We start from the raw sequence: 21,385 nt of genomic DNA, 5'->3' as shown, positions 1-21,385 counted from the left end.
TTTTACAATAAATTTAATTGATATTTTACATAACTACGCATTAAAAGCTCGATTTTTTTCGGGTTTGAGACGCGAATTCTAGAATCTTTTATTTTTAATGCGGGTGTTCTTTTAAGCTTTTTTAATAATTGTTTGTAGTACCTGTATGCCATAAAAACACCAAATTTAGCTTCAATAGGTAATTTTTTAATACCGCTTAATCCTGCTTCAAAATCATTTTCGATATCATTTATTATTTCTTGTTTCGATAATTCATTTAAATTTTTTAAATCGGTGTTAGGAAAATAGGTCCTATCTAAACCTTCAAAATCAGCTTTTAAATCTCTTAAGAAATTTACTTTTTGAAAGGCTGAACCTAATGCCATTGCAGATTCTTTGAGTTCATTATATTTTTCGTCATTCCCATTAACAAATACTTTTAGACACATTAGGCCAACAACGTCTGCAGACCCATAGATGTATGCTTTGTATTCATCTTCAGTTAAATAGGTGGTTTTGTGTAAATCGAGCCTCATACTTTGCATGAAAGCATCAACTAAAGCCTTGTCAATCTGGTATTTATGAAACGTATATTGAAATGAGTTCAATATGGGATTTAAACTTATTTTATCTTTCAATGCTAACTCCAGATCTTCAGAAAATCTATCAAAAAGCTCTTCTTTATTGTAATCATGAAAAGAGTCTACGATTTCATCAGCAAAACGCACAAAGCCATATATGTTATAAATATCGTGTCTAATTGATTTATATAACATTTTTGTAGCTAATGAAAAAGACGTGCTATACGTTTTTGTGACTAGCTTACTACAATTGTAAGAAACGGTATCGAATAATGACTTCATACTAAAATACTATGGTGTTTTGTTACTAAATCGGCTACTAATTTTCCTGAAATTAATGATGGAGGAACACCCGGTCCAGGAACCGTTAATTGTCCGGTAAAAAATAAATTATTAACCTTTTTACTTTTAATTTTTGGTCTTAGAAACGCGGTTTGCAAAAGCGTGTTTGCCATACCATATGCATTTCCTTTATATGAGTTATAGTCGTTTATAAAATCATTAATACAAAAACTCTCCTTAAATATAATACTTTTCTTAACGTCTTGAGAAGTTAAATGTTCAAACCGATTGATTATTTTATCAAAATATTCAGATCTTAATTCGGGAGTATCTTCTAAACCAGGAGCTAATGGAATTAAAAATATTCCTGCTTCTTTGCCTTCGGGGGCAGCGTTATCATCTGTTATACTCGGGAAACTCGCATAAAATAATGGGTCTTTAGGCCATTTTGGGTTATCGTAAATGGCTTTGGCATGTACATCAAAATCAACATCGAAAAATAAGGTGTGATGATTTACATTTTCTAATTTTTTATCGAACCCTACGTAAAAGAGGAGTGAAGAAGGAGCAAATGTTTTCTTTTCCCAATAACTCTCGGAATATTGCCTTAATGATGAATCAATAAGTGTTTCTGTATGATGATAGTCTGCACCACTTACTACAATATCTGAATAATAATTGGTTCCGTTTGAAACTAATCCTTTTGCTTCTTTGTTCTCTATAAGTATGCTTTCAACAGGTGCATTTACCTTTATATTAACTCCAAGTTCTTTAGCTAAATGTTCCATAGCCAGTATTACTTGATACATGCCTTTTTTAGGATGAAAAGTGCCTAATCCAAAATCGGCATAATTCATAAAACTATAAAATGAAGGGGTATCACTTGGTTTGGCGCCTAAAAATAGGACTGGAAATTCAAGAATTTTAACTAACCTTTCGTTTTTAAATTCTTTTCTGACATCCTTCTTTATAGTACTAAAGAATTGGTTGATTTTTTTAATTGTTGCCGGAGTAATTAATTCTAAAGGTGAAACCCCAGGATTATAAACCAAGTCTTTTATAGCAATATCATAATTGTTTTTTGCGGTATCTATAAATTTTTGGAGCTTTTTTGAACTGCCAGGTTCTTCTTTATCAAAAGCAAGTTTAATTTTTTCTAAAGTATCTTCAATCGTGATATAGTCATCTTTTCCAAAATAAACACTGTAAGCAGGGTTTAATTTTTCTAGGGTGTAGTAATCCGATGGTTTTTTGTTAAAATCAGAAAAAAAGCGTTCAAAGACATCGGGCATCCAATACCAAGTTGGACCAATATCAAAGGTAAAACCATCTTTGATAAGTTGTCTGGCTCTTCCGCCGATAGTACTGTTTTTTTCAAAGATTGTAACCTCGAAACCAGCTTTTGCTAAATAACAAGATGCTGCTAATGAAGAAAACCCGGAACCTATAATGTTGATTGTTGATTTCATAATGTTTAACAAATATAGTAAAAAGTTAAACAAAATCAAATATTTACAACTCTTTTACCAAATTTTCTATAGAATTGAAGGTACTCATTTTTTTAGGAAGGCTATTCGTTTCAACTTCAGAAAGCTTTTTTCCTAGTAAATATAATTTTGTATTCTCTTTCCTTAATAGTAATTCATTGAAGTCATTTAAGTATTTTGGTATATCTTTCGCTTCAGGATATACTGTAAAGTAAGATACAAAGGTTACTTCATCAAAAAACTCTAACAAATCGGTTAAACTTGCCATAGGAACACTTTCTCCTAAGAAAATAGTATGATAACCCTTACTGCGTAATTGATAGTTTATAAATAACAGTCCGATATCGTGAATTTCATTTTCGGGTAAGAAAAGTACAAAGGTCTTAGAATCTGGTTTAGGTTCTAATAATTGGATACGTTCTGTATTTAAGAGAATTTTTTGTTTTATATGAACAGATAGAAAGTGTTCGTGTGCAGGCGTTATTGTGTCTGTTTGCCATAATAGTCCTATTTCATTAAGCAAAGGAAGAAAAACAGAATAGAAAATTTCACTGAAAGTCTTGTTTTCGAGTAGGTTGTTGTAGGTGCTGTAAAACAAAACTTGATCAAAATTAATCATAGCCATTTTCAAGGCGTTGATGGCATGATCTTCAACTTTGGCTCTAGAGGCAATTTCTCTAACTTTTATCGGGATTTCTTCTTCACTGAGATTTGCGATTTTAGAAATTTTAATACCATTATTATTGAGAAAAGAAATATTTAAAAGCTTCTGAAAACTTGTTAAACTGTAATTTCTAATATTGGTATCAGACCTATCTGGACTTAAAAGATTATATCTTTTTTCCCAAATACGAATGGTATGAGCCTTTATGCCTGTTAGGTTCTCTAAATCCTTAATACTAAAATTAACCTTAATATTGTTCATCAAAATTTATATTTTGTTAAACAAAAATACTAATATTAATTGAGAATTAGCAAAAAAGTTTTATTAATCAAAATTTGTTTCTGTTAAAACCCGATGTTTTACTAATGATTAAATAGTAAAAATCACATCAGTTCAAAGTAATAAAAATATAATTTATTACGTGTTGAAATAATAAACTAAGTAAGGAAATGATACACTATAAAGTGCGCACGAGAAGATTCGAACTTCCACATCCTAAAACGGATACTGGCCCCTCAAGCCAGCGCGTCTACCAATTCCGCCACGTGCGCATTAATGAGGTGAGTAAAAATAGAAAAAGTTAAGCAATAACGCTTAACTTTTTTCTTGTGACCGGGCTGGGGCTCGAACCCAGGACCCTCTCCTTAAAAGGGAGATGCTCTACCAACTGAGCTACCAGGTCATTATTTCAATAACTAACATACTGCCGTTAGCGGGTGCAAATATAAAATGTTTAATTAATAAAACAATACTTTTTTTAAAGAAATTTTCGTTTTTTTGTGCAGCAAATGCGTATGTTTTTAATAATCAATTTATAGCGAAAAAATGATCATTGTATTAATTGGGTATATGGCTTCCGGAAAGACGTCTGTTGGAAAGAAATTAGCAAAAAAATTGAATTATAAATTCATTGATTTAGATGATTATATTGTAGAAAAAGAGAACATGTCTGTAACTGAGGTGTTTAAAGAGAAAGGAGAGATTTATTTTAGAAAGCAAGAATCTATTTATTTAAATAAATTATTAAAATCTAAAAAAAACAGGGTTTTATCCGTTGGTGGTGGTACGCCTTGTTACAGCGGTAATATGGATGTTATTCTTAACTCAAAAAATGTTAAGAGTATCTATTTAAAGGCTTCTTTAAATACTTTGGTAGAAAAATTAATGAGAAAGAAGGCAACACGCCCATTAATAGCTCACATAGAAACTGAAACAGAAATGACCGAGTTTATTGGAAAACATTTGTTTGAACGTGTTCAGTTTTATAACCAAGCAGAAATTCAAGTTTCTATTGATAATAAGTCTAAGGATGATATTGTAGAAGATATTATTCTTGAATTATTCTAAAACAACTTCAAATTTTTTGCCTTCTAATACTACCTGTACATGCTCATGTAATGATGTAGAAAGCGAAATACCTTTAAAATCTGCTTTTACAGGGTATTTTTTATGATTTCTATTCACTAATACAGCTGTTTTAAACTGTTTTAGTGGTACGCTTAAAAAGTGTTTTACGCCATAAATTAAGGTAGTTCCAGAATTTAAAACATCGTCAACCAATACAATTGATTTGTTTTTGAAATCTTCAGCAGCAATAGAAGTTTTTATTTCTGCCAATGGATTCTTTTTATCAATACTAACTTTACAAAGAATGGGTTCAATATCGGAAATTTTTTGTAATTCGGATTTTATTTTTTTTGCAAATACGAATCCATTTTTATCAATTCCAGCTAGTATAACCTCCTTCTCATCTACGTTACTTTCATATATTTGAAAAGCAATTCTCCTTATTTTGTGTTTAATTTCGTTATGATTAAGGATGATGTTATCTTTTACTTCCATAGGGTGTTTGTCAATTTAAAGTATAAAATTACTCATTTTTATTTGTATTCTCTAGTTTTTAAAGGCCTCAAATGCAATTAAAATTAAATATCTTCTAATGAAGTTTCATCTGTAAAATCATCAATATCTCTTCGGTCTTTTTTAGTCGGTCTACCCACACCCTTTTTTCTGTAATAATCTTTAGAGTATTTTAAAAGTTCTCGAGCTTCAAATTGTTCTTTTGGCGTGGTATCTGTTCTATAAATATCTACTAATTTGGCGCCAACTCTACTCTCAGGAATATCATTAACTTTTAACTTATAATTAATTTGATCTTTTCTCAGCTCAATTATATCCTGCGGAAATACTTCTCTGCTAGGTTTAGCTAGATCGTTATTAACTTTAATTTGTCCTTTTTTACAAGCGGTAGTCGCTAAGGTCCTTGTTTTATAATACCTAATACACCATAAATACTTATCTACACGCATACAATTAATGTGTTAAAGGGCGTTAATTTTGTTGTGCAAGAATGTTTTAAAATTGTATCTTGCAGCCTCAAAAATAAGGAATAATGAGTTTAAGAAAAATTGGTTTTTATATATTAAGTTTTGTTGTTGTATTTGCTTCTTGTAAAAAGGATGACGACGGAAATATTGTGACCATTGAAATACGTGATAGAGCGGAGCAACAAATAAGTGATAATGATTCTATTATAGACTATTTAGAAACTCATTATTTTAACAAAAGTGCTTTTGATGGAAGTAGCACTGACCTTAATTTAGCAGACATTGAAATTACCAAAATCACAGACGAGATTATTTCTAGCGATGCAGATTCATTGTTAATAAACGCTGTACTAACAAAGCAAGCTGTTTATGAAGATACTGATTACGATTACTATGTTTTAAGATTAAATGACGGCGGCGGTATCGATAAGCCAACTTTTGCCGATAATGTTGTAGTAACTTACGAAGGTTTTACTTTAGATAATGAGGTGTTTGACAGTAGAGTGAATGCATTAGGTGACGACCCGTTTGATTTAGTTTCCTTAATTCAAGGATGGCGATTGGTTTTGCCAGAATTTAATACGGCTGAGAGCTACAATGAAAATGGCGATGGCACAGTAAATTTTGTAAATAGTGGTTTAGGTGTTATGTTTTTACCTTCAGGATTAGCTTATTTTTCATCTGCAGTACCTGGGTCTTCATACGCACCTCTTATTTTTAAATTTGAATTGATTGCTACTTTTCAAAATGATCATGATGGCGATGGCATCCCTTCTTATTTAGAAGATTTGTTTAAAGGGGATGGTACACCAGGAAGCGACGCAGTTTTTGATGTTAACTTTGATGATTTAACTGATGAAACAGATGATGATACAGATGGCGATGGTGCACCAAATTATTTTGATACTGATGATGACGGCGATGGTATTTTAACCGAAGATGAAATTGTTGTAACAACTGAAAATAGAGCAACTATTGAAGAAATTAAAAACTTGCCGTTGGAATCTAACCAAGTTCTTTTAAATAAAATATCAAAAGAAACAGATGGAACATATACTGGTACCATAATAACCTTTACAGATTCTGATTCAGATGGAATTTATGATTATTTAGATGATGAATAAATGTATTTTAAAATAAAAAAACCTCGCGTTAGCGAGGTTTTTTTGTTTAAATGTATATCTATAATAATAACGATAAACTCAAAATTAATTGATCCGGTCTGGTATCTAATCTATCCGTACTAATACCATTGTTTCCAATAAAAGTAGCTTCGTTATCAGTAAACCCACGTTCGTATCTTAAATCAATACCCAATTTTTTAAAGTTAAGCCCGATTCCAAAATTTAATCCTACGGAGAAATCTTCTTCTACATTATTAATAGCAATACCATCAAATTCAGTATCTAAAATATACTGTAACGAAGGGCCTCCAAATACGCTAATTGGTCCTAATACTTTTAAACCTACCAATAACGGTGCGTCAAGCTTTTGCATTTCGAAACTATCATCATCATAATCACTTTTGGTACTAGTATAGATTATTTCAGGTCTAAAAAATACTTGATTTCCAATTTTCCCAAATAATCCAATGTGATAACCTACATTTCTGTCGGGGTTCCTGTAGTTATCATTAATAGATTCAAAATAATCACCATTAGCGTTATAATTTAAACCGGCCTTTAATCCAATACCTTGAGCGGTTTGAGCCAAAGAAACATTTGGAATAACAATGGCAATAAATAAAATAAAAAATAAATTCTTGTTCACGACGCTAAAAGGTTTTAAGCGTTCGCGAAAGTTTTGCAAACTTTTCATAATGTTCGTTTTTTTAGATTTCATTAACAATATCAAAAACGTTGCCAAAAGTATTTTATTTTCTTTTTAATACAATCATTTTCTTTTTTCAGTTATTTATCTTTGCTGCTTATAATTACTTTCAATGAAATTCGAATTGCACGCAAAAGATGCTCAAAGTAAAGCTAGAGCCGGAAAAATAACTACAGATCATGGTGTTATAGAAACACCAATTTTTATGCCTGTTGGTACTGTAGGAACAGTAAAAGGCGTACATCAGCGTGAATTAAAAGAAGATATAAACCCAGATATTATTCTCGGTAACACTTATCATTTATACTTACGTCCTCAAACCAACATTTTAGAGCAGGCTGGAGGGTTGCATAAGTTCATGAATTGGGATAGAAATATTTTAACCGATTCTGGTGGTTATCAAGTGTATTCTTTGTCTGCAAATAGAAAAATTAAAGAAGAAGGTGTCAAATTTAAATCTCATATTGATGGAAGCTACCATACGTTTACACCAGAAAATGTAATGGAAATTCAACGTTCAATAGGTGCAGATATTATTATGGCTTTTGATGAATGCACACCCTATCCTTGCGATTATAATTATGCAAAACGTTCCATGCACATGACACATAGGTGGCTTGATAGATGTGTAAATCATCTTGAAAAAACACCATTAAAATATGATTATAACCAAGCTTTTTTCCCAATTGTGCAAGGGAGTACTTATAAAGATTTGAGAAAGCAATCAGCTGAATACATTGCCAATGCAGGCGCTGTTGGTAATGCCATTGGAGGATTATCAGTTGGCGAACCTGCTGAAGAAATGTATGCCATGACCGATGTAGTTTGTTCTATTTTGCCGGAAGATAAACCAAGATATTTAATGGGCGTGGGGACACCAATCAATATTTTAGAAAATATTGCGTTAGGTGTAGATATGTTTGATTGTGTTATGCCAACCAGAAACGCTAGAAACGGTATGTTGTTTACGGCTCATGGAAGTATAAATATTAAAAATTTGAAATGGGCTGATGATTTTTCACCAATTGATGAGATGGGAATCACTTTTGTGGATACTGAATATACAAAAGCTTATTTGAGACATTTATTCACTGTTAATGAGTTATTAGGAAAACAAATAGCAACCATTCATAACTTGGGCTTTTATTTATGGTTGGTTCGCGAAGCAAGAAAACATATATTAGCAGGAGATTTCAATACTTGGAAAGATCAAATGGTTAAACAAATGAACAATCGTTTATAGGCATTAATGAAAATATTAGACTGGTACATATTAAAACGATATTTGATTACTTTCACCATGCTATTATTGTTATTTATTCCAATAATGATTACAGTGCATATAGCTGAAAAAATTGGTAAAATTCTCGAAAACGAAGTGCCATTCGGTGAGGTAATGATTTACTTTTTAGATTTTACTGTTTACTTTGTTTATTTACTGTTTCCGCTGTTTTTATTTATTTCGGTAATCTGGTTCACTTCAAAATTAGCTAACAATACAGAGGTAATAGCTTTTTTAAGTTCAGGTGTGTCATTTACAAGATTTTTAAGACCTTATATGATTGGTGCTACCTTTGTGGCACTTTTTTCAATAGTTTTAGGATTATTTTTAGCGCCAAAAGCAAGTGAAGGCTTTAATGATTTTTCATATAAATATTTTAAGAAAGGAAAAAGTGCAATTGAAACTACCAATGTTTTTAGACAGATAAATGACCAAGAAATTATTTATGTAAGTAATTTTGATGTTAAAAACAATGTAGGTAATAACTTTACTTTAGAACATTTTGAAGATAATAAACTTCAATATAAAATTACAGCGAGCAGTATAAGGTATATGCCTAATGATACTGTTTACAGATTAACTAACTATGTAAAAAGAGACATTGGAGAACATACCGATGAGCTTGAAATTATAAGAAGAAAGGATACGCTTTTCTCTTTTGATGTTGATGATTTAATTCCTGTGATTTATGCTGCTGAAACAAAAATGTATGGCGAATTAAGAGATTTTATTGCTAAGGAAGAAGCACGAGGATCTTCAAATGTTGGGCGATTTAAGCTCGTGTTATATAGAAAATGGAGTTTGCCTGTTTCGGTATTTATTTTAACCATTATTGCTGTTGCCGTTTCTTCTATTAAAAGAAGAGGAGGAATGGGAGTAAACCTTGCTGTAGGGATATGTATCGCTATGGTATTTGTGTTTTTTGATAAAATTTTTGGTGTCATGGCAGAACAATCAGACTTCCCGCCTTTAATTGCCGTATGGTTTCCTAATGTCATTTTTGGTATTTTAGCAATATACTTATTGTACAATGCCAAACGCTAAGGTTAAAAATTTTCTACACTTACATTTCTTAGTTTTTATAGCTGGTTTTACTGCTATACTAGGTGAGTTAATTACTATAAAGGCCATTTCTTTAGTATGGTATAGAATGGTAATAGCGTTCATTTTAATATTCATTTACATTAAAATAGCGAAGGTTAACTTAAAAATTGATTTAAAATCTGTTTTACGACTGTCAATTGCAGGAATTATTATAGCCTTACATTGGATAACCTTTTTTGGAAGTATCGATGAAGCCAATATATCTATTGCTTTAGCTATGTTTTCAACTGGGGCTTTTTTTGCATCTATTATTGAGCCTATTATTTATAAACGAGCCATAATTGGCTATGAAATAGTTTTCGGGATACTAGTAATTACAGGTGTTTTTATAATTACACAAAGTGAATTAAAATATCTTACTGGAATAATTTTAGGAATTTCATCAGCTTTTTTATCATCCTTATTTGCTGTACTTAATGGGAGTTTTTTAAAAAAACATACGGCAACGGTAATTTCTTTTTATGAATTTATTAGCGGAGTAACATTTATTTCTTTGTACCTCTTATTTTTTGGCGAAGGTTTTACTGTAGAGTTTTTCAATCTGAGTCATTTAGATTTTGGGTATCTTTTCATTTTAGCTTCAATATGTACGGCATATGCTTTTATCGCATCAGTCTATATCATGAAAACAATTAGCCCATATACTGTAGTTTTAACTTATAACTTAGAGCCTGTTTATGGAATTATTTTAGCTCTTATTTTATTCCCCGAAAAGGAAAAAATGACAAATTCCTTTTATTACGGAGCAATCATAATTATTGGCGTGGTGTTTTTAAATGCCATCTTGAAAAACAAGAGAAAACTAAAAAGAAAGTATACTTAGCGTTTAAACACAATTAAAGTTTTTATATTTGTACACTAACTAAATTTTAAAAGTCAAAAATAAATTTCTTATGGAATATTTAGAATTTGAACTCCCAATAAAAGAGCTAGAAGATCAATTGACAAAATGCAAGGTGATAGGTGAAGAAAGCGATGTCGATGTTTCTGAGACATGTAAACAAATTGAGAAGAAACTTGCTGTAGCTCAAAAAGAAATATACAAAAACTTAAGTCCCTGGCAGCGTGTTCAACTATCACGTCATCCAGACAGACCGTATACCTTAGACCATATTAGAGCCATCTGTGGGGATACTTTTCTGGAACTGCATGGAGACAGAAGCTTCAAAGATGATAAAGCTATGATTGGCGGTTTAGGTAAAATAGGAGACCAAAGTTTCATGTTTATTGGTCAGCAAAAAGGATTTAATACCAAAACAAGACAGTATAGAAATTTTGGAATGGCTAATCCAGAAGGTTATAGAAAAGCTTTAAGGTTAATGAAATCTGCAGAGAAATTTGGTATTCCAGTTGTAACATTGCTAGATACACCTGGTGCTTATCCTGGATTAGAAGCTGAAGAGCGCGGGCAAGGAGAAGCTATTGCAAGAAACATTTTAGAAATGACACGCTTGAAAGTGCCGATTATAACGATAATTATTGGTGAAGGTGCCTCGGGTGGCGCATTAGGTATTGGAGTAGGAGATAGAGTGTACATGCTTGAAAACACTTGGTATTCTGTAATTTCTCCCGAATCTTGTTCATCTATTCTTTGGCGTAGTTGGGAGTATAAAGAACAAGCTGCTGAAGCGTTAAAATTAACTGCTGCCGATATGAAAAAGCAAAAATTAATTGATGGTATAATTAAAGAACCACTTGGTGGAGCACATCGCGATAGAGAGAAAACTTTTAAATCTGTTAGTGACACTATCGTAAAATGTTACGACGAACTTAAAAACTTATCACCAAAAGATTTGGTTTCTCAGCGTATGGATAAATATGCTCAAATGGGAGTTTATAAAGATTAAGTCTTTTAAATCAATAACTTTTAAGAAACTGAAGTTTAATCTTCAGTTTTTTTTGTACTTATCCACAATTTTTTTAACTTATTAACAGTTAAATTGTTAACGAGTAGTGAACATAGAAATATAATAAAACTACAAAACAACCTTCTTTTTAATTACTTTCGTAGCTATGAAACAACCCAATCATTTACGAGGCTATAAAATAGACAAGAGTACCATAATCAATCTTGAGAAAGGTAAAATCCCTCCTCAAGCTCTTGATTTAGAGGAAGTTGTGCTAGGCGCTATGATGATTGACAAGAAGGGGGTTGATGAAGTTATTGATATTTTAAGCCCCGAAGCGTTTTATAAAGAAGCCCACCAACATATCTTTGAAGCTATTTTTCAGCTTTTCGAAAATAGTGAACCGGTGGATTTATTAACCGTTTCATCACAATTAAAGAAAAATTCCAAGCTAGAAATTTCAGGAGGCGATTTTTATTTGATTTCCTTAACCCAAAAAGTGTCTTCCTCTGCACATATTGAGTTTCATGCGCGTATCATTTTACAGAAATTTATTCAACGTAGTTTAATAAAAATTTCTAGTGAAATTATTGAAGATTCTTATGACGAAACTAAAGATGTTTTCGATTTATTAGATAATGCTGAAGCGAAATTATACGAAGTCACTCAAGGAAATATTAAAAAATCGAGTGAAACAGCTCAAGATTTAGTCATTCAGGCTAAAAAGAAAATTGAGGAAATTTCAAATAAAGAAGGTTTAAGTGGTATTCCAACAGGTTTTAATAAATTAGATAAATTAACTTCAGGTTGGCAACCATCAGATTTAATCATTGTGGCTGCCCGTCCTGGTATGGGTAAAACAGCATTAACATTATCTATGGCACGAAATATTGCTGTAGATCAAAATATTCCAGTGGCCTTCTTCTCTTTGGAGATGGCATCAGTACAGTTAATTACACGTTTAATTTCTAGTGAAACAGGCTTGTCTTCTGAGAAATTAAGAACCGGTAAACTTGAAAAACACGAATGGGAACAATTAAACGTAAAAGTTAAAGGACTCGAAAAAGCACCTCTATTTATTGATGATACACCATCACTTTCTATTTTCGATTTAAGAGCAAAAGCACGTCGTTTATCGTCACAACACGGTATCAAATTAATCATGATTGATTACTTACAGTTAATGACTGGTGGCAGTAGTCATGGTGGAAATCGTGAGCAAGAAATATCTATGATTTCAAGAAACTTAAAGGCATTAGCGAAAGAATTAAATGTACCTGTTATCGCATTATCGCAGTTATCGCGTGCGGTTGAAACTCGTGGTGGAAGTAAACGACCATTACTTTCAGATTTACGTGAATCTGGTGCTATCGAACAAGATGCCGATATTGTAAGCTTTATTTACAGACCGGAATACTACAAAATTGATGAGTGGGATGATGAAGAACGTTCACCTACAGAAGGTCAAGCCGAATTTATTGTTGCAAAACACCGTAACGGTGGTTTAGAAAACATTCGATTAAAATTTATTGGGCATTTAGGTAAGTTTGATAATCTCGATGATTTTGATTCGCCTTTCGAGTTTCATTCTAAAATGAATGCTGCCGCCAATGATGATACGTTTAAATCGGATAACTTTAAAGCGAGTCCAGATCAAGCATTTGGGAGTTCTTTCAATGATGATGAGGATAACGAAGTACCATTTTAATAGAACTCTTAATACCTAAATTTTTTATAAAGTTTTTACTCGGGCATATTTTTTGAGTATCTTTCAACCTATGAAGAAAGCCCTATTCATATTATTATTACTTATCTATTCACCTATGTTTGCCTCATACATCCTAATCCCTATGGATGTAGATAGCCAAAAGAACCATTTAAAAGCATACGGAATAACCTATTGGACACTCAAAAAAGAGTTGAAAGTTAAATGGCTTTTAAATTACAAAGGAGGTTCATTTTTACTCCCAGACACCGAAGCTATCAGAAGAGAATGCCAAATTCGAGGTGTATCATTCGAAGTTATTTCTAACGCTAAAGCTGAAGGCATTCTAGAAGAAATAGCAAGTCCGAGTCAAAATATGGAAGCTGTAGTTTTAGAAAAAGCTCCGAAAATTGCGGTTTACACCCCAACAGGAAAACAGCCCTGGGATGATGCCGTAACAATGGTTTTGCAATATGCTGAAATTCCATATGAAACGGTTTATGATGAAGAGGTATTAAACGATGGGTTATTAGCTTTTGATTGGTTGCATTTGCATCACGAAGATTTTACAGGACAGTATGGTAAATTTTATGCACAATATAGAGCGGCTTCTTGGTATATTCAAGAGAAGAAAGATGCAGAAGAATTAGCGAGTAATTTAGGATATAATAAAGTATCTCAAGAAAAGTTGGCTGTGGCTCTTAAAATTCGCGATTATGTAATAGGAGGAGGATTTATGTTTGCGATGTGTAGCGCAACAGATAGTTTTGATATTGCTTTATCTGCTGAAGGTGTAGACATTTGTGAGCCTATGTTTGATGGCGATGGAAGTGATGCCGGTTATCAAAATAAAATTGATTATAAAAAAACCTTTGCATTTACTAATTATACCTTAGAACGAGACCCAAAAATTTATGAGTTTTCTTCTATTGATATGACAAGAAAACGCATGATTCCAAAGACTGCTGATTATTTTTCACTCATGGAATTTTCTGCTAAATGGGATCCAATTCCGAGTATGCTTTGTCAAAATCACACCGCTTTAGTAAAAGGTTTTATGGGACAAACCACATCCTTTACTAGAGAAGAAATAAAATCGAACGTGTTGGTGCTAGGAGAAACAAAATCAAATGGAGAAGCCAAATATATTCATGGTATAAAAGGTAAAGGCTTTTTTACATTTTATGGAGGGCATGATCCTGAAGATTATCAACATAGAGTAGGAGATGCCAAGACTGAATTAGATTTGCACCCAACTTCACCAGGTTATCGCCTTATTTTAAATAATGTTTTATTTCCAGCAGCAAAAAAGAAAAAACAAAAAACATAAATAAAGACTTCTAAAATTATTTCAAAGTAAAACTAATGTAATACCCAAATATGTTGAATCACTAGAATACCTATCCAAGTTTTTGATGTAACTGAAAATATTAAACTTTTAAAAAGTGAAATAATCTAAATTGGCTAGAGAACGAATTAATTATTCTATAACAACAACTTCTCTGGTAAAAGTATAGATATAGCCGTCAGCACCAGAGCCCGATAATTTAGTATTTTGGTCTAGAGTAAAAGTACCATCTTCATCCGAAATAGAAAGTAAACCATTATCAATTCCATCCACTTCTAAGTATAGTCTAGAATCTTCATCTTGTATGACTCGATAAGGATAAATTCCTGTATCAAAACCATCTTCAAGGTCATCATCGTTATTGTTGTTTTCAACATACAGTATACCATTTGCGTCTTCAAATTGCCATATGATTACACCCATTTCAAAATTGTGATCTACTCCAGCAAAACCTCCAGAAACAGTATTTAAATGCCATTGTATAATAGTTTCCGTTTGATCGGACGTTTTGATATTGTTATCTGGTAAACAGCTAACAATTAGTCCGATAGATAAATAAAATAAAAGAAATTTAGTTTTCATAAATAGGTAGTTTGTCATTAACAAGATGAAAAAAATGTAAATTGGTTGCGTAAAATTATTTACAATTTAAAAATGATCAAAGTAATTTATCAATAAACTCAGTTTTTATGTATATTAAAAATAAAATTAAATTTTTAAAATGTATAATTTAAAACAATTTTTAAGACTATTTGTTTATTCAATTCTGTTTTGGACGTTAGCCTTTTTCTTATTTATTTTTATTCGTTTTGTTGCTTACGGAGAAGAGCAAGAGGCTATACATTCGGTTTCAGATAACACGAGTGATATTTTTAGTTGGTTACATTTCGGGGTTATTTTAGGTGTGCTTATAGGTACAGTGTATGCTTTAGTTGAGTTTCTTTTCGAAAAACTAATAACAAAAAACATTTACCTCGGTTTAGCTATATTATTAAAGACCATAATTTATTTAGTATTACTTGTATTTTCATTTCTGTTCATTATAAATCTTGCAGAAATTGAAATGGATATAGACCTAGTAAATGATATATCTTGGTGGCTTAATAATGGAATTTTCTGGGTGGTCATCTCATATTTCTTCATAGCATCGTTGGTATTTCAATTTGTTAAGTTAGCGAATGAGAAATTTGGTAGAGGTGTTTTATTCAATATGATTTCAGGTAAGTACAGAAAACCAATTGAAGAAGAACGCTTATTTATGTTTATAGATTTGAAATCTTCTACAACTTTAGCAGAAAAATTAGGACATTATAAATACAGTCAACTTCTACAAGATTGTTTTTTCGATCTTAATAGAATAATAGGACGTTATAATGCTGAAGTTTATCAATATGTTGGAGACGAAGCAGTTTTAAGTTGGGATTATAAAAAAGGTATAAAAAACAGGAGATGTATTGATTTGTATTTTGATTTTCAGAAACTTCTAGTAAAACGCTCAAATTATTATTTAAAAAATTATGAAATTGAACCGTTTTTTAAGGCAGGTATTCATGGCGGAAAATTAATAGTTACTGAAGTTGGTACATTAAAAAAAGAACTAGCTTATCATGGCGATGTCATAAATACAACCTCTAGAATACAAGAGGCTTGTAATAAGTATAATCAATCACTTCTAATCTCTGAAAATATATTAAAGGATTTAAATTTAAAATCGAAATATAAGTCTGAAAAAATTGGAGATTTACTTTTAAAAGGAAAGAAAGACAAGTTGAAAATTTATGGTATTCATGAAATTTAAAATTAAAAACAAGTGAAGTATTTTCAAAAAGAAATAAAATTAAAATCACAACCAAGAGGGTTTCATTTAGTTACAAACGAAGTATTGAATGCCATACCTGAAATTAAACAACTTAATATTGGGCAATTACAGGTTTTTATTAAACATACCTCGGCTAGTTTAACAATTAACGAAAACGCAGATTTTACAGTAAGACAAGATTTCGAAAGTCACTTTAACAAAATGGTTCCTGAAAATGCATCGCATTACAAACATACTTATGAAGGTTCAGATGATATGCCTGCACATATTAAGGCATCTATGTTAGGAGCTTCTGTGCTAATACCAATTTCCAACGGTAAGTTAAATTTAGGTATTTGGCAAGGTATTTATCTGTGTGAGCATAGAGATTATGGCGGCTCCAGAACTATAGTAATTACTGTTTTCGGAACTTAGTTTTTGAATTTATCAGTTTTTCTAAAATATATTCAACGCCAAAATCATTATTGCTTTTTGTTTTATAATTAGCAATTTCTTTTACATTTTCATGTGCATTTTCCATCGCAAAACTATAAGTTGATTTTTTCAACATTTCTATATCGTTATTATAATCTCCAAAAACTAGAGTTTCATCTGGTGATATATTAAATTTTCGCTGTAATAATTCTATCGCATAACCTTTATTAGCTAATTCATCTGAAAGATCTAACCAATGCTTTCCGGAAATTTTTACTTTATAAGCATTTTCAAGATGTTCAAAATGCGGATATATGTACTTTTCTGAATCTTCGGCATGATACAACGCTACCTTCATAATATCATCTTTTATGTCATCAATACTTTCAATAACTTCAAATAATGGGTAATATTCAGATAATAATTTGATATTACCATCAGAGTTACTTTTAAAGTAACCTTTGTTTTTTGTACAAAACACTGGATGAATGTGGCTGTTTGAATCTATTAATAATTCAATATCATGCAAATGTGTTTTATTTATTGGTGTCGATAATAGCAATTCATCTTTCTCTATAACGATACCTCCATTTTCGGCAACAACAATAATGTCATTTTTAATGGCGCTTAATTTCTCAATAATACTATAATACGGTCTGCCACTGGCAGCTGCAAACAACACATGGTGTTCTTTCAGCTGTTCAAATAATTCAAAAAATAGTGGACTTACTTCATGGTTAGAGTTTAGTAAGGTGCCGTCCATATCGGTCACAACCAATTTTATTTTAGATAAATTCATATAAACCGTTTTGAATTACAAACTTAATATTACTTCGTATATATAACGCATTGAAATAATTAATAAATAAAAAAATCCGATTCTTGCGAACCGGATTTTTTATTAAGCGAATAATATGTTTTACAATAGGCGAAAGCGCCTTATTTTACTTTGTTAATTATAGCTTTAAAAGCTTCAGGGTTATTCATAGCTAAATCTGCTAAAACCTTACGGTTTAATTCAATATCATTAGCTTTTAATTTCCCCATAAATTGAGAATATGATAAACCGTATTCTCTGGCTCCTGCGTTAATACGCGTTATCCATAAAGCACGGAATGTTCTCTTTTTGTTTCTACGGTCTCTATACGAGTATTGCATCGCTTTGTCAACCGCATTTTTTGCTACTGTCCAAACGTTTTTACGACGTCCAAAGTAACCTTTTGCTTGTTTTAGAACCTTTTTTCTACGGGCTCTTTTTGCTACAGAATTTACTGATCTTGGCATAATTTTAATTGTTTTTTGTAGTAGGCGGTCAATAAATTGACACTTTCAATATGGCCTAACTCCAGGGTTTATAAATTGTTTTAACCGATTAAAACGTTAGTTACTTTAAACGTAACATCGTTTTAATATTATCTTCGTCAGCCTTATGTACTAATGTATCATGGGTTAACGCAAGCTTACGCTTCTTAGACTTCTTTGTTAAGATGTGACTCTTAAAAGCGTGCTTTCTTTTAATCTTACCAGTACCCGTAAGCTTAAATCGCTTTTTGGCACTAGATTTTGTTTTCATTTTAGGCATTTCTTTTCCTAGTTTTTAATTATTTCGCTTAATTATTTTCAACTGAATTTATTTCAGTAATTTTTTATTATTTCTTAGGAGCAATAAACATGGTCATACGTTTTCCTTCCAAACGTGGCATCTGTTCTACCTTTCCAAATTCTTCCAAATCTTGTGCTAAACGAAGCAATAAAATTTGTCCTTGCTCTTTAAATATAATCGATCGTCCTTTAAAGAATACAAAAGCTTTTAGCTTTGCACCTTCCTTTAAGAATTTCTCTGCATGCTTCTTTTTAAAATCGTAATCATGATCATCAGTCTGAGGACCAAAACGAATTTCTTTAATAATAACTTTAGTAGCCTTAGACTTTAAAGCTTTATCACGTTTCTTTTGCTCGTAAAGAAACTTTTTATAATCCATAACCTTACAAACAGGAGGATCAGCATTCGGAGAAATCTCTACTAAATCTAATTCTTGCTCGTTGGCTATTCTCATAGCGTCTCCTTTGGTATAGATACCAATCTCAACGTTATCTCCTACAAGACGTACTTTTTGAGCAGTAATCTTAGAGTTAATCTTATGCTTATCTTCTTGTGAAACCCTTCTAGGTTGTTGTCTTCTTCTAATTGCTATGGCTTTATGGTTTTAAATTAAACTTATTATTTTTTAAAACGATTTCAACGTTTTTTTAATGTCTTCTTTTATTATGTTTGAGAAAGCTTCTACTGATATCATGCCTAAATCTGCGCCACCATGTTGTCTTACAGTTATTTTGCCTTCTTGCTCTTCTTGTTCGCCAATGATAATCATATAGGGGTGTTTCTGCATTTCAGCTTCCCTGATTTTCTTCCCTATAGTCTCATTTCTATGGTCTACAAGGGCGCGAATTTCGTCATTTTCTAGCAAATTTAAAACTTTTTCAGAGTATTTTTCATATTTCTCACTAATTGATAAAATAATTGCTTGCGTTGGCATCAGCCAAAGCGGAAAATTACCACCAGTATGCTCCAACAATAATGCCACAAATCGCTCCATACTTCCAAAGGGTGCGCGATGTATCATAATAGGTCTATGAGACTCATTATCACTACCTTTATAAGTCAAATCAAAACGTTCAGGTAAGTTGTAGTCTACCTGAATTGTTCCAAGTTGCCAGCGCCTTCCTAAAGCGTCTTTCACCATAAAATCTAACTTCGGACCGTAAAAAGCAGCTTCACCTTCTTCAATAACAAAATCAAGGCCTTTATCTGTAGCAGCATTTATAATAGCTTGTTCTGCTTTTTCCCAGTTAGCGACATCACCAATATATTTGTCTGGGTTTTCAGGATCCCTTACAGATACCTGGGCTGTAAAATTTTCAAAGCCTAAGGAGCCAAACACATAAAGCACCAAATCAATAACATCTTTAAATTCTTTATCTAATTGTTCTGGCATACAAAACAAATGGGCATCATCTTGAGTAAAACCACGTACACGAGTTAAACCATGTAATTCTCCACTCTGTTCATATCTATAAACGGTTCCAAATTCGGCATAACGCTTTGGTAAATCTTTATAACTCCATTGTGAACTGTTGTAAATCTCACAATGGTGTGGGCAGTTCATTGGTTTTAACAAGAATTCTTCATCTTCTTTAGGCGTTAATATCGGCTGAAAGCTATCTTCTCCATATTTGGCATAATGTCCAGATGTAACATAAAGCTCCTTTTGTCCAATATGCGGTGTCACCACCATTTCATATCCAGCTTTTTTCTGTGCTGCCTTCAAAAAGTTTTCTAATCGCTCACGTAAAGCCGCACCTTTTGGCAACCATAATGGTAAACCTTGACCAACTTTTTGTGAAAATGTAAATAACTCTAATTCTTTACCAAGCTTTCTATGGTCACGCTTTTTGGCCTCTTCAAGCATTTCTAAATACTCAGTAAGCTCTTTCTGTTTCGGGAAAGAAATTCCATAAACACGTATTAGTTGTGGTTTGTTCTCATCGCCACGCCAATATGCACCAGCAACACTCAGTATTTTTACGGCTTTAATGATACCAGTATTTGGTATATGGCCACCACGACATAAATCTGTAAATGTAGAATGATCACAAAACGTAATCGTGCCATCCTCCAAATTCTCTATCAATTCCGTTTTAAAAACGTTGTCCTTATATAGTTTCAATGCTTCAGATTTGCTAACAGAGCGCATATTAAAATCGTGCTTTTCTCTAGCAATCTCTAACATTTTATTTTCAATAGTCTTAAAATCTTTTTCAGATATGGTGTGCTCGCCAAAATCTACGTCATAATAAAAACCATTTTCAATCGCAGGACCAATAGTCAATTTAGCACCATCATACAATTCCTCAATGGCCTGAGCCAAAACGTGTGCAGAAGAGTGCCAAAATGCCGTCTTACCTTCGTCATCTTTCCAAGTATATAAAACCAAAGAACCATCGGTGGTCAATGGCGTAGCAGTTTCCACAGTTATACCATTAAAATTTGCCGAAATAACATTTCTCGCAAACCCCTCACTAATGTTTTTAGCAACATCCATTGGTGTAACGCCCTCGTCAAAAGTCTTCACGCTACCATCAGGTAAAGTAATATGTATCATTAAAATAATTTAAATTAAGGCTGCAAAGATAATAGTATAAACAAACCCACACAATATATATGTATAAATTCATTAGTGCGTTCCCCAAAGGGGTCGGGCTGAAGTTTATTCTGAGCGGAGTCGAAGGGTTTCAAGCCCTCGCGTCGTACCTCCGTTGTGGGCTATCCACTACAATCCCTAACGCGGGCATAACGTTATAAAGATTAGACACCATAGAAAGATTAGGTACCATAACAATACCGTTCACATAAAGAAAGAACAATTCAAGCCTACAAGATTCACAGGTCAAAATAGCTAATCAATTAACAGTATATAATCCGTACCTAGATGCTTTTAGTTACAAGATTAAAAAAAAGCAAATAACATTAAGGTTTATAAATAACAGAAAACAAGGCAGTTAAAAGTGATATAAAAAAAAGGCAAAAAAAAGTTTAAAAAAGCCATTGCGTAATTAAAAATAGGTAGTATGTTTGCACCCGCTAAAAACAGCAGTAGAGTTGATTAGCGAAGTTCATAAAATGTTACTTATTTAGTTGGGAAAGAAAAAGGTTCA

At 32.1% G+C, this 21,385-nt stretch carries 22 protein-coding genes and 2 tRNA genes; 10 read left to right on the top strand and 14 right to left on the bottom strand.

Features of this window, described 5'->3' with window-relative positions; translation table 11 throughout:
• Positions 1–2: 2 nt before the first annotated feature.
• From BUA46_RS11740 to BUA46_RS11720, 5 genes are all read right to left on the bottom strand, one after another.
• A complete protein-coding gene (locus tag BUA46_RS11740) occupies positions 3–842 on the bottom strand; it encodes a phytoene/squalene synthase family protein (protein ID WP_026010091.1) in 840 nt (279 codons plus the stop codon).
• Complete coding sequence (locus BUA46_RS11735; RefSeq protein WP_019388164.1) at positions 839–2,311, bottom strand: phytoene desaturase family protein; 1,473 nt, start codon at positions 2,309–2,311, stop codon at positions 839–841. The genes BUA46_RS11740 and BUA46_RS11735 overlap by 4 nt, the downstream gene beginning before the upstream one ends.
• A gap of 43 nt (positions 2,312–2,354) precedes the next feature.
• Positions 2,355–3,254, bottom strand: a complete 900-nt coding sequence (locus BUA46_RS11730; RefSeq protein WP_019388165.1) for a MerR family transcriptional regulator — start codon at positions 3,252–3,254, stop codon at positions 2,355–2,357.
• Positions 3,255–3,458: 204 nt separating this feature from the next.
• Positions 3,459–3,544: transfer RNA gene (locus tag BUA46_RS11725), tRNA-Leu, on the bottom strand.
• 58 nt (positions 3,545–3,602) lie between these two features.
• A tRNA-Lys gene (locus BUA46_RS11720) sits at positions 3,603–3,675 on the bottom strand.
• A gap of 143 nt (positions 3,676–3,818) precedes the next feature.
• Between BUA46_RS11720 and BUA46_RS11715 the strand changes: the two genes are divergently transcribed.
• On the top strand, positions 3,819–4,340 hold the full coding sequence (locus BUA46_RS11715; protein ID WP_019388166.1) for a shikimate kinase: 522 nt from the start codon (positions 3,819–3,821) through the stop codon (positions 4,338–4,340).
• Here the strand turns inward: BUA46_RS11715 and BUA46_RS11710 are convergent.
• On the bottom strand, positions 4,332–4,835 hold the full coding sequence (locus tag BUA46_RS11710) for a phosphoribosyltransferase family protein (protein ID WP_019388167.1): 504 nt from the start codon (positions 4,833–4,835) through the stop codon (positions 4,332–4,334). The two genes, BUA46_RS11715 and BUA46_RS11710, sit on opposite strands and share 9 nt — an antisense overlap.
• 83 nt (positions 4,836–4,918) lie before the next feature.
• Positions 4,919–5,302, bottom strand: a complete 384-nt coding sequence (locus tag BUA46_RS11705; protein ID WP_019388168.1) for an RNA-binding S4 domain-containing protein — start codon at positions 5,300–5,302, stop codon at positions 4,919–4,921.
• A gap of 83 nt (positions 5,303–5,385) precedes the next feature.
• Between BUA46_RS11705 and BUA46_RS11700 the strand changes: the two genes are divergently transcribed.
• Positions 5,386–6,444: an FKBP-type peptidyl-prolyl cis-trans isomerase gene (locus tag BUA46_RS11700; protein ID WP_019388169.1), complete on the top strand. Its 1,059-nt coding sequence runs from the start codon at positions 5,386–5,388 to the stop codon at positions 6,442–6,444.
• A 58-nt stretch (positions 6,445–6,502) separates the two neighbouring features.
• Here BUA46_RS11700 and BUA46_RS11695 read toward each other — a convergent pair whose 3' ends face one another.
• Positions 6,503–7,138 (bottom strand): outer membrane beta-barrel protein, encoded by a 636-nt coding sequence (locus BUA46_RS11695; protein WP_143148130.1) that lies wholly within the window; start codon positions 7,136–7,138, stop codon positions 6,503–6,505.
• 124 nt (positions 7,139–7,262) lie between these two features.
• Between BUA46_RS11695 and tgt the strand changes: the two genes are divergently transcribed.
• The 6 genes from tgt (at position 7,263) to BUA46_RS11665 (ending at position 14,418) form a co-directional block, all read left to right on the top strand.
• Positions 7,263–8,393 carry a tRNA guanosine(34) transglycosylase Tgt gene (tgt, locus tag BUA46_RS11690; RefSeq protein WP_019388171.1) on the top strand — a complete coding sequence of 377 codons (1,131 nt, stop codon included), beginning with the start codon at positions 7,263–7,265 and terminating at the stop codon, positions 8,391–8,393.
• 6 nt (positions 8,394–8,399) lie between these two features.
• The gene (locus BUA46_RS11685; protein ID WP_072794752.1) at positions 8,400–9,476 is read left to right on the top strand and encodes an LptF/LptG family permease; all 1,077 of its coding nucleotides are present in this window, start codon (positions 8,400–8,402) and stop codon (positions 9,474–9,476) included.
• Positions 9,463–10,359, top strand: a complete 897-nt coding sequence (locus tag BUA46_RS11680) for a DMT family transporter (RefSeq protein ID WP_019388173.1) — start codon at positions 9,463–9,465, stop codon at positions 10,357–10,359. Before BUA46_RS11685 ends, BUA46_RS11680 begins: the two co-directional genes overlap by 14 nt.
• A 70-nt stretch (positions 10,360–10,429) precedes the next feature.
• A complete protein-coding gene (locus tag BUA46_RS11675; RefSeq protein ID WP_019388174.1) occupies positions 10,430–11,383 on the top strand; it encodes an acetyl-CoA carboxylase carboxyltransferase subunit alpha in 954 nt (317 codons plus the stop codon).
• A gap of 166 nt (positions 11,384–11,549) precedes the next feature.
• Positions 11,550–13,091, top strand: coding sequence for a replicative DNA helicase (gene dnaB / locus BUA46_RS11670; protein ID WP_019388175.1), 1,542 nt, complete (start codon positions 11,550–11,552; stop codon positions 13,089–13,091).
• 70 nt (positions 13,092–13,161) lie between these two features.
• A complete protein-coding gene (locus tag BUA46_RS11665; protein WP_026010094.1) occupies positions 13,162–14,418 on the top strand; it encodes a hypothetical protein in 1,257 nt (418 codons plus the stop codon).
• A 150-nt stretch (positions 14,419–14,568) separates the two neighbouring features.
• Here BUA46_RS11665 and BUA46_RS11660 read toward each other — a convergent pair whose 3' ends face one another.
• Entirely contained in the window at positions 14,569–15,018 is a 450-nt protein-coding gene (locus BUA46_RS11660) for a hypothetical protein (RefSeq protein ID WP_019388177.1), read from the bottom strand.
• 139 nt (positions 15,019–15,157) lie between these two features.
• On the opposite strand from BUA46_RS11660, the gene BUA46_RS11655 reads away from it, so the two are divergent.
• On the top strand, positions 15,158–16,234 hold the full coding sequence (locus BUA46_RS11655) for an adenylate/guanylate cyclase domain-containing protein (protein ID WP_019388178.1): 1,077 nt from the start codon (positions 15,158–15,160) through the stop codon (positions 16,232–16,234).
• Between the two features lie 12 nt (positions 16,235–16,246).
• A complete protein-coding gene (locus BUA46_RS11650; protein WP_019388179.1) occupies positions 16,247–16,669 on the top strand; it encodes a secondary thiamine-phosphate synthase enzyme YjbQ in 423 nt (140 codons plus the stop codon).
• On the opposite strand, the gene BUA46_RS11645 is transcribed toward BUA46_RS11650, so the two are convergent.
• The 5 genes from BUA46_RS11645 to thrS form a co-directional block, all read right to left on the bottom strand.
• Entirely contained in the window at positions 16,650–17,468 is an 819-nt protein-coding gene (locus tag BUA46_RS11645) for an HAD family hydrolase (RefSeq protein ID WP_019388180.1), read from the bottom strand. The two genes, BUA46_RS11650 and BUA46_RS11645, sit on opposite strands and share 20 nt — an antisense overlap.
• Before the next feature lie 140 nt (positions 17,469–17,608).
• Positions 17,609–17,953: a 50S ribosomal protein L20 gene (gene rplT, locus BUA46_RS11640; RefSeq protein WP_019388181.1), complete on the bottom strand. Its 345-nt coding sequence runs from the start codon at positions 17,951–17,953 to the stop codon at positions 17,609–17,611.
• 100 nt (positions 17,954–18,053) lie between these two features.
• Positions 18,054–18,251, bottom strand: a complete 198-nt coding sequence (gene rpmI / locus BUA46_RS11635; RefSeq protein WP_019388182.1) for a 50S ribosomal protein L35 — start codon at positions 18,249–18,251, stop codon at positions 18,054–18,056.
• A 67-nt stretch (positions 18,252–18,318) separates the two neighbouring features.
• On the bottom strand, positions 18,319–18,864 hold the full coding sequence (gene infC, locus BUA46_RS11630; RefSeq protein WP_202801147.1) for a translation initiation factor IF-3: 546 nt from the start codon (positions 18,862–18,864) through the stop codon (positions 18,319–18,321).
• 33 nt (positions 18,865–18,897) lie between these two features.
• Positions 18,898–20,832: a threonine--tRNA ligase gene (gene thrS, locus BUA46_RS11625; RefSeq protein WP_019388184.1), complete on the bottom strand. Its 1,935-nt coding sequence runs from the start codon at positions 20,830–20,832 to the stop codon at positions 18,898–18,900.
• Between the last annotated feature and the right edge of the window lie 553 nt (positions 20,833–21,385).

Origin of the sequence: Algibacter luteus (assembly GCF_900141715.1) — a bacterium.
GTDB classification, from domain to species: Bacteria; Bacteroidota; Bacteroidia; order Flavobacteriales; family Flavobacteriaceae; genus Arenitalea; species Arenitalea lutea.
The sequence above is the reverse complement of the archived record's forward strand: the minus strand, read 5'-3'. Positions and strand labels throughout refer to the sequence as shown.

Bases quoted from the DNA above. Each gene is read 5' to 3' on its own strand.
- BUA46_RS11645 (WP_019388180.1), bottom strand. From the start codon at position 17,468: ATGAATTTATCTAAAATAAAATTGGTTGTGACCGATATGGACGGCACC.
- BUA46_RS11730 (WP_019388165.1), bottom strand. From the start codon at position 3,254: ATGAACAATATTAAGGTTAATTTTAGTATTAAGGATTTAGAGAACCTA.
- BUA46_RS11660 (WP_019388177.1), bottom strand. From the start codon at position 15,018: ATGAAAACTAAATTTCTTTTATTTTATTTATCTATCGGACTAATTGTT.
- BUA46_RS11680 (WP_019388173.1), top strand. From the start codon at position 9,463: ATGCCAAACGCTAAGGTTAAAAATTTTCTACACTTACATTTCTTAGTT.
- BUA46_RS11740 (WP_026010091.1), bottom strand. From the start codon at position 842: ATGAAGTCATTATTCGATACCGTTTCTTACAATTGTAGTAAGCTAGTC.
- rpmI (WP_019388182.1), bottom strand. From the start codon at position 18,251: ATGCCTAAAATGAAAACAAAATCTAGTGCCAAAAAGCGATTTAAGCTT.
- dnaB (WP_019388175.1), top strand. From the start codon at position 11,550: ATGAAACAACCCAATCATTTACGAGGCTATAAAATAGACAAGAGTACC.
- BUA46_RS11700 (WP_019388169.1), top strand. From the start codon at position 5,386: ATGAGTTTAAGAAAAATTGGTTTTTATATATTAAGTTTTGTTGTTGTA.
- BUA46_RS11710 (WP_019388167.1), bottom strand. From the start codon at position 4,835: ATGGAAGTAAAAGATAACATCATCCTTAATCATAACGAAATTAAACAC.
- thrS (WP_019388184.1), bottom strand. From the start codon at position 20,832: ATGATACATATTACTTTACCTGATGGTAGCGTGAAGACTTTTGACGAG.
- tgt (WP_019388171.1), top strand. From the start codon at position 7,263: ATGAAATTCGAATTGCACGCAAAAGATGCTCAAAGTAAAGCTAGAGCC.
- rplT (WP_019388181.1), bottom strand. From the start codon at position 17,953: ATGCCAAGATCAGTAAATTCTGTAGCAAAAAGAGCCCGTAGAAAAAAG.
- BUA46_RS11655 (WP_019388178.1), top strand. From the start codon at position 15,158: ATGTATAATTTAAAACAATTTTTAAGACTATTTGTTTATTCAATTCTG.
- BUA46_RS11675 (WP_019388174.1), top strand. From the start codon at position 10,430: ATGGAATATTTAGAATTTGAACTCCCAATAAAAGAGCTAGAAGATCAA.
- BUA46_RS11695 (WP_143148130.1), bottom strand. From the start codon at position 7,138: ATGAAAAGTTTGCAAAACTTTCGCGAACGCTTAAAACCTTTTAGCGTC.
- BUA46_RS11705 (WP_019388168.1), bottom strand. From the start codon at position 5,302: ATGCGTGTAGATAAGTATTTATGGTGTATTAGGTATTATAAAACAAGG.
- BUA46_RS11685 (WP_072794752.1), top strand. From the start codon at position 8,400: ATGAAAATATTAGACTGGTACATATTAAAACGATATTTGATTACTTTC.
- BUA46_RS11715 (WP_019388166.1), top strand. From the start codon at position 3,819: ATGATCATTGTATTAATTGGGTATATGGCTTCCGGAAAGACGTCTGTT.
- BUA46_RS11665 (WP_026010094.1), top strand. From the start codon at position 13,162: ATGAAGAAAGCCCTATTCATATTATTATTACTTATCTATTCACCTATG.
- BUA46_RS11735 (WP_019388164.1), bottom strand. From the start codon at position 2,311: ATGAAATCAACAATCAACATTATAGGTTCCGGGTTTTCTTCATTAGCA.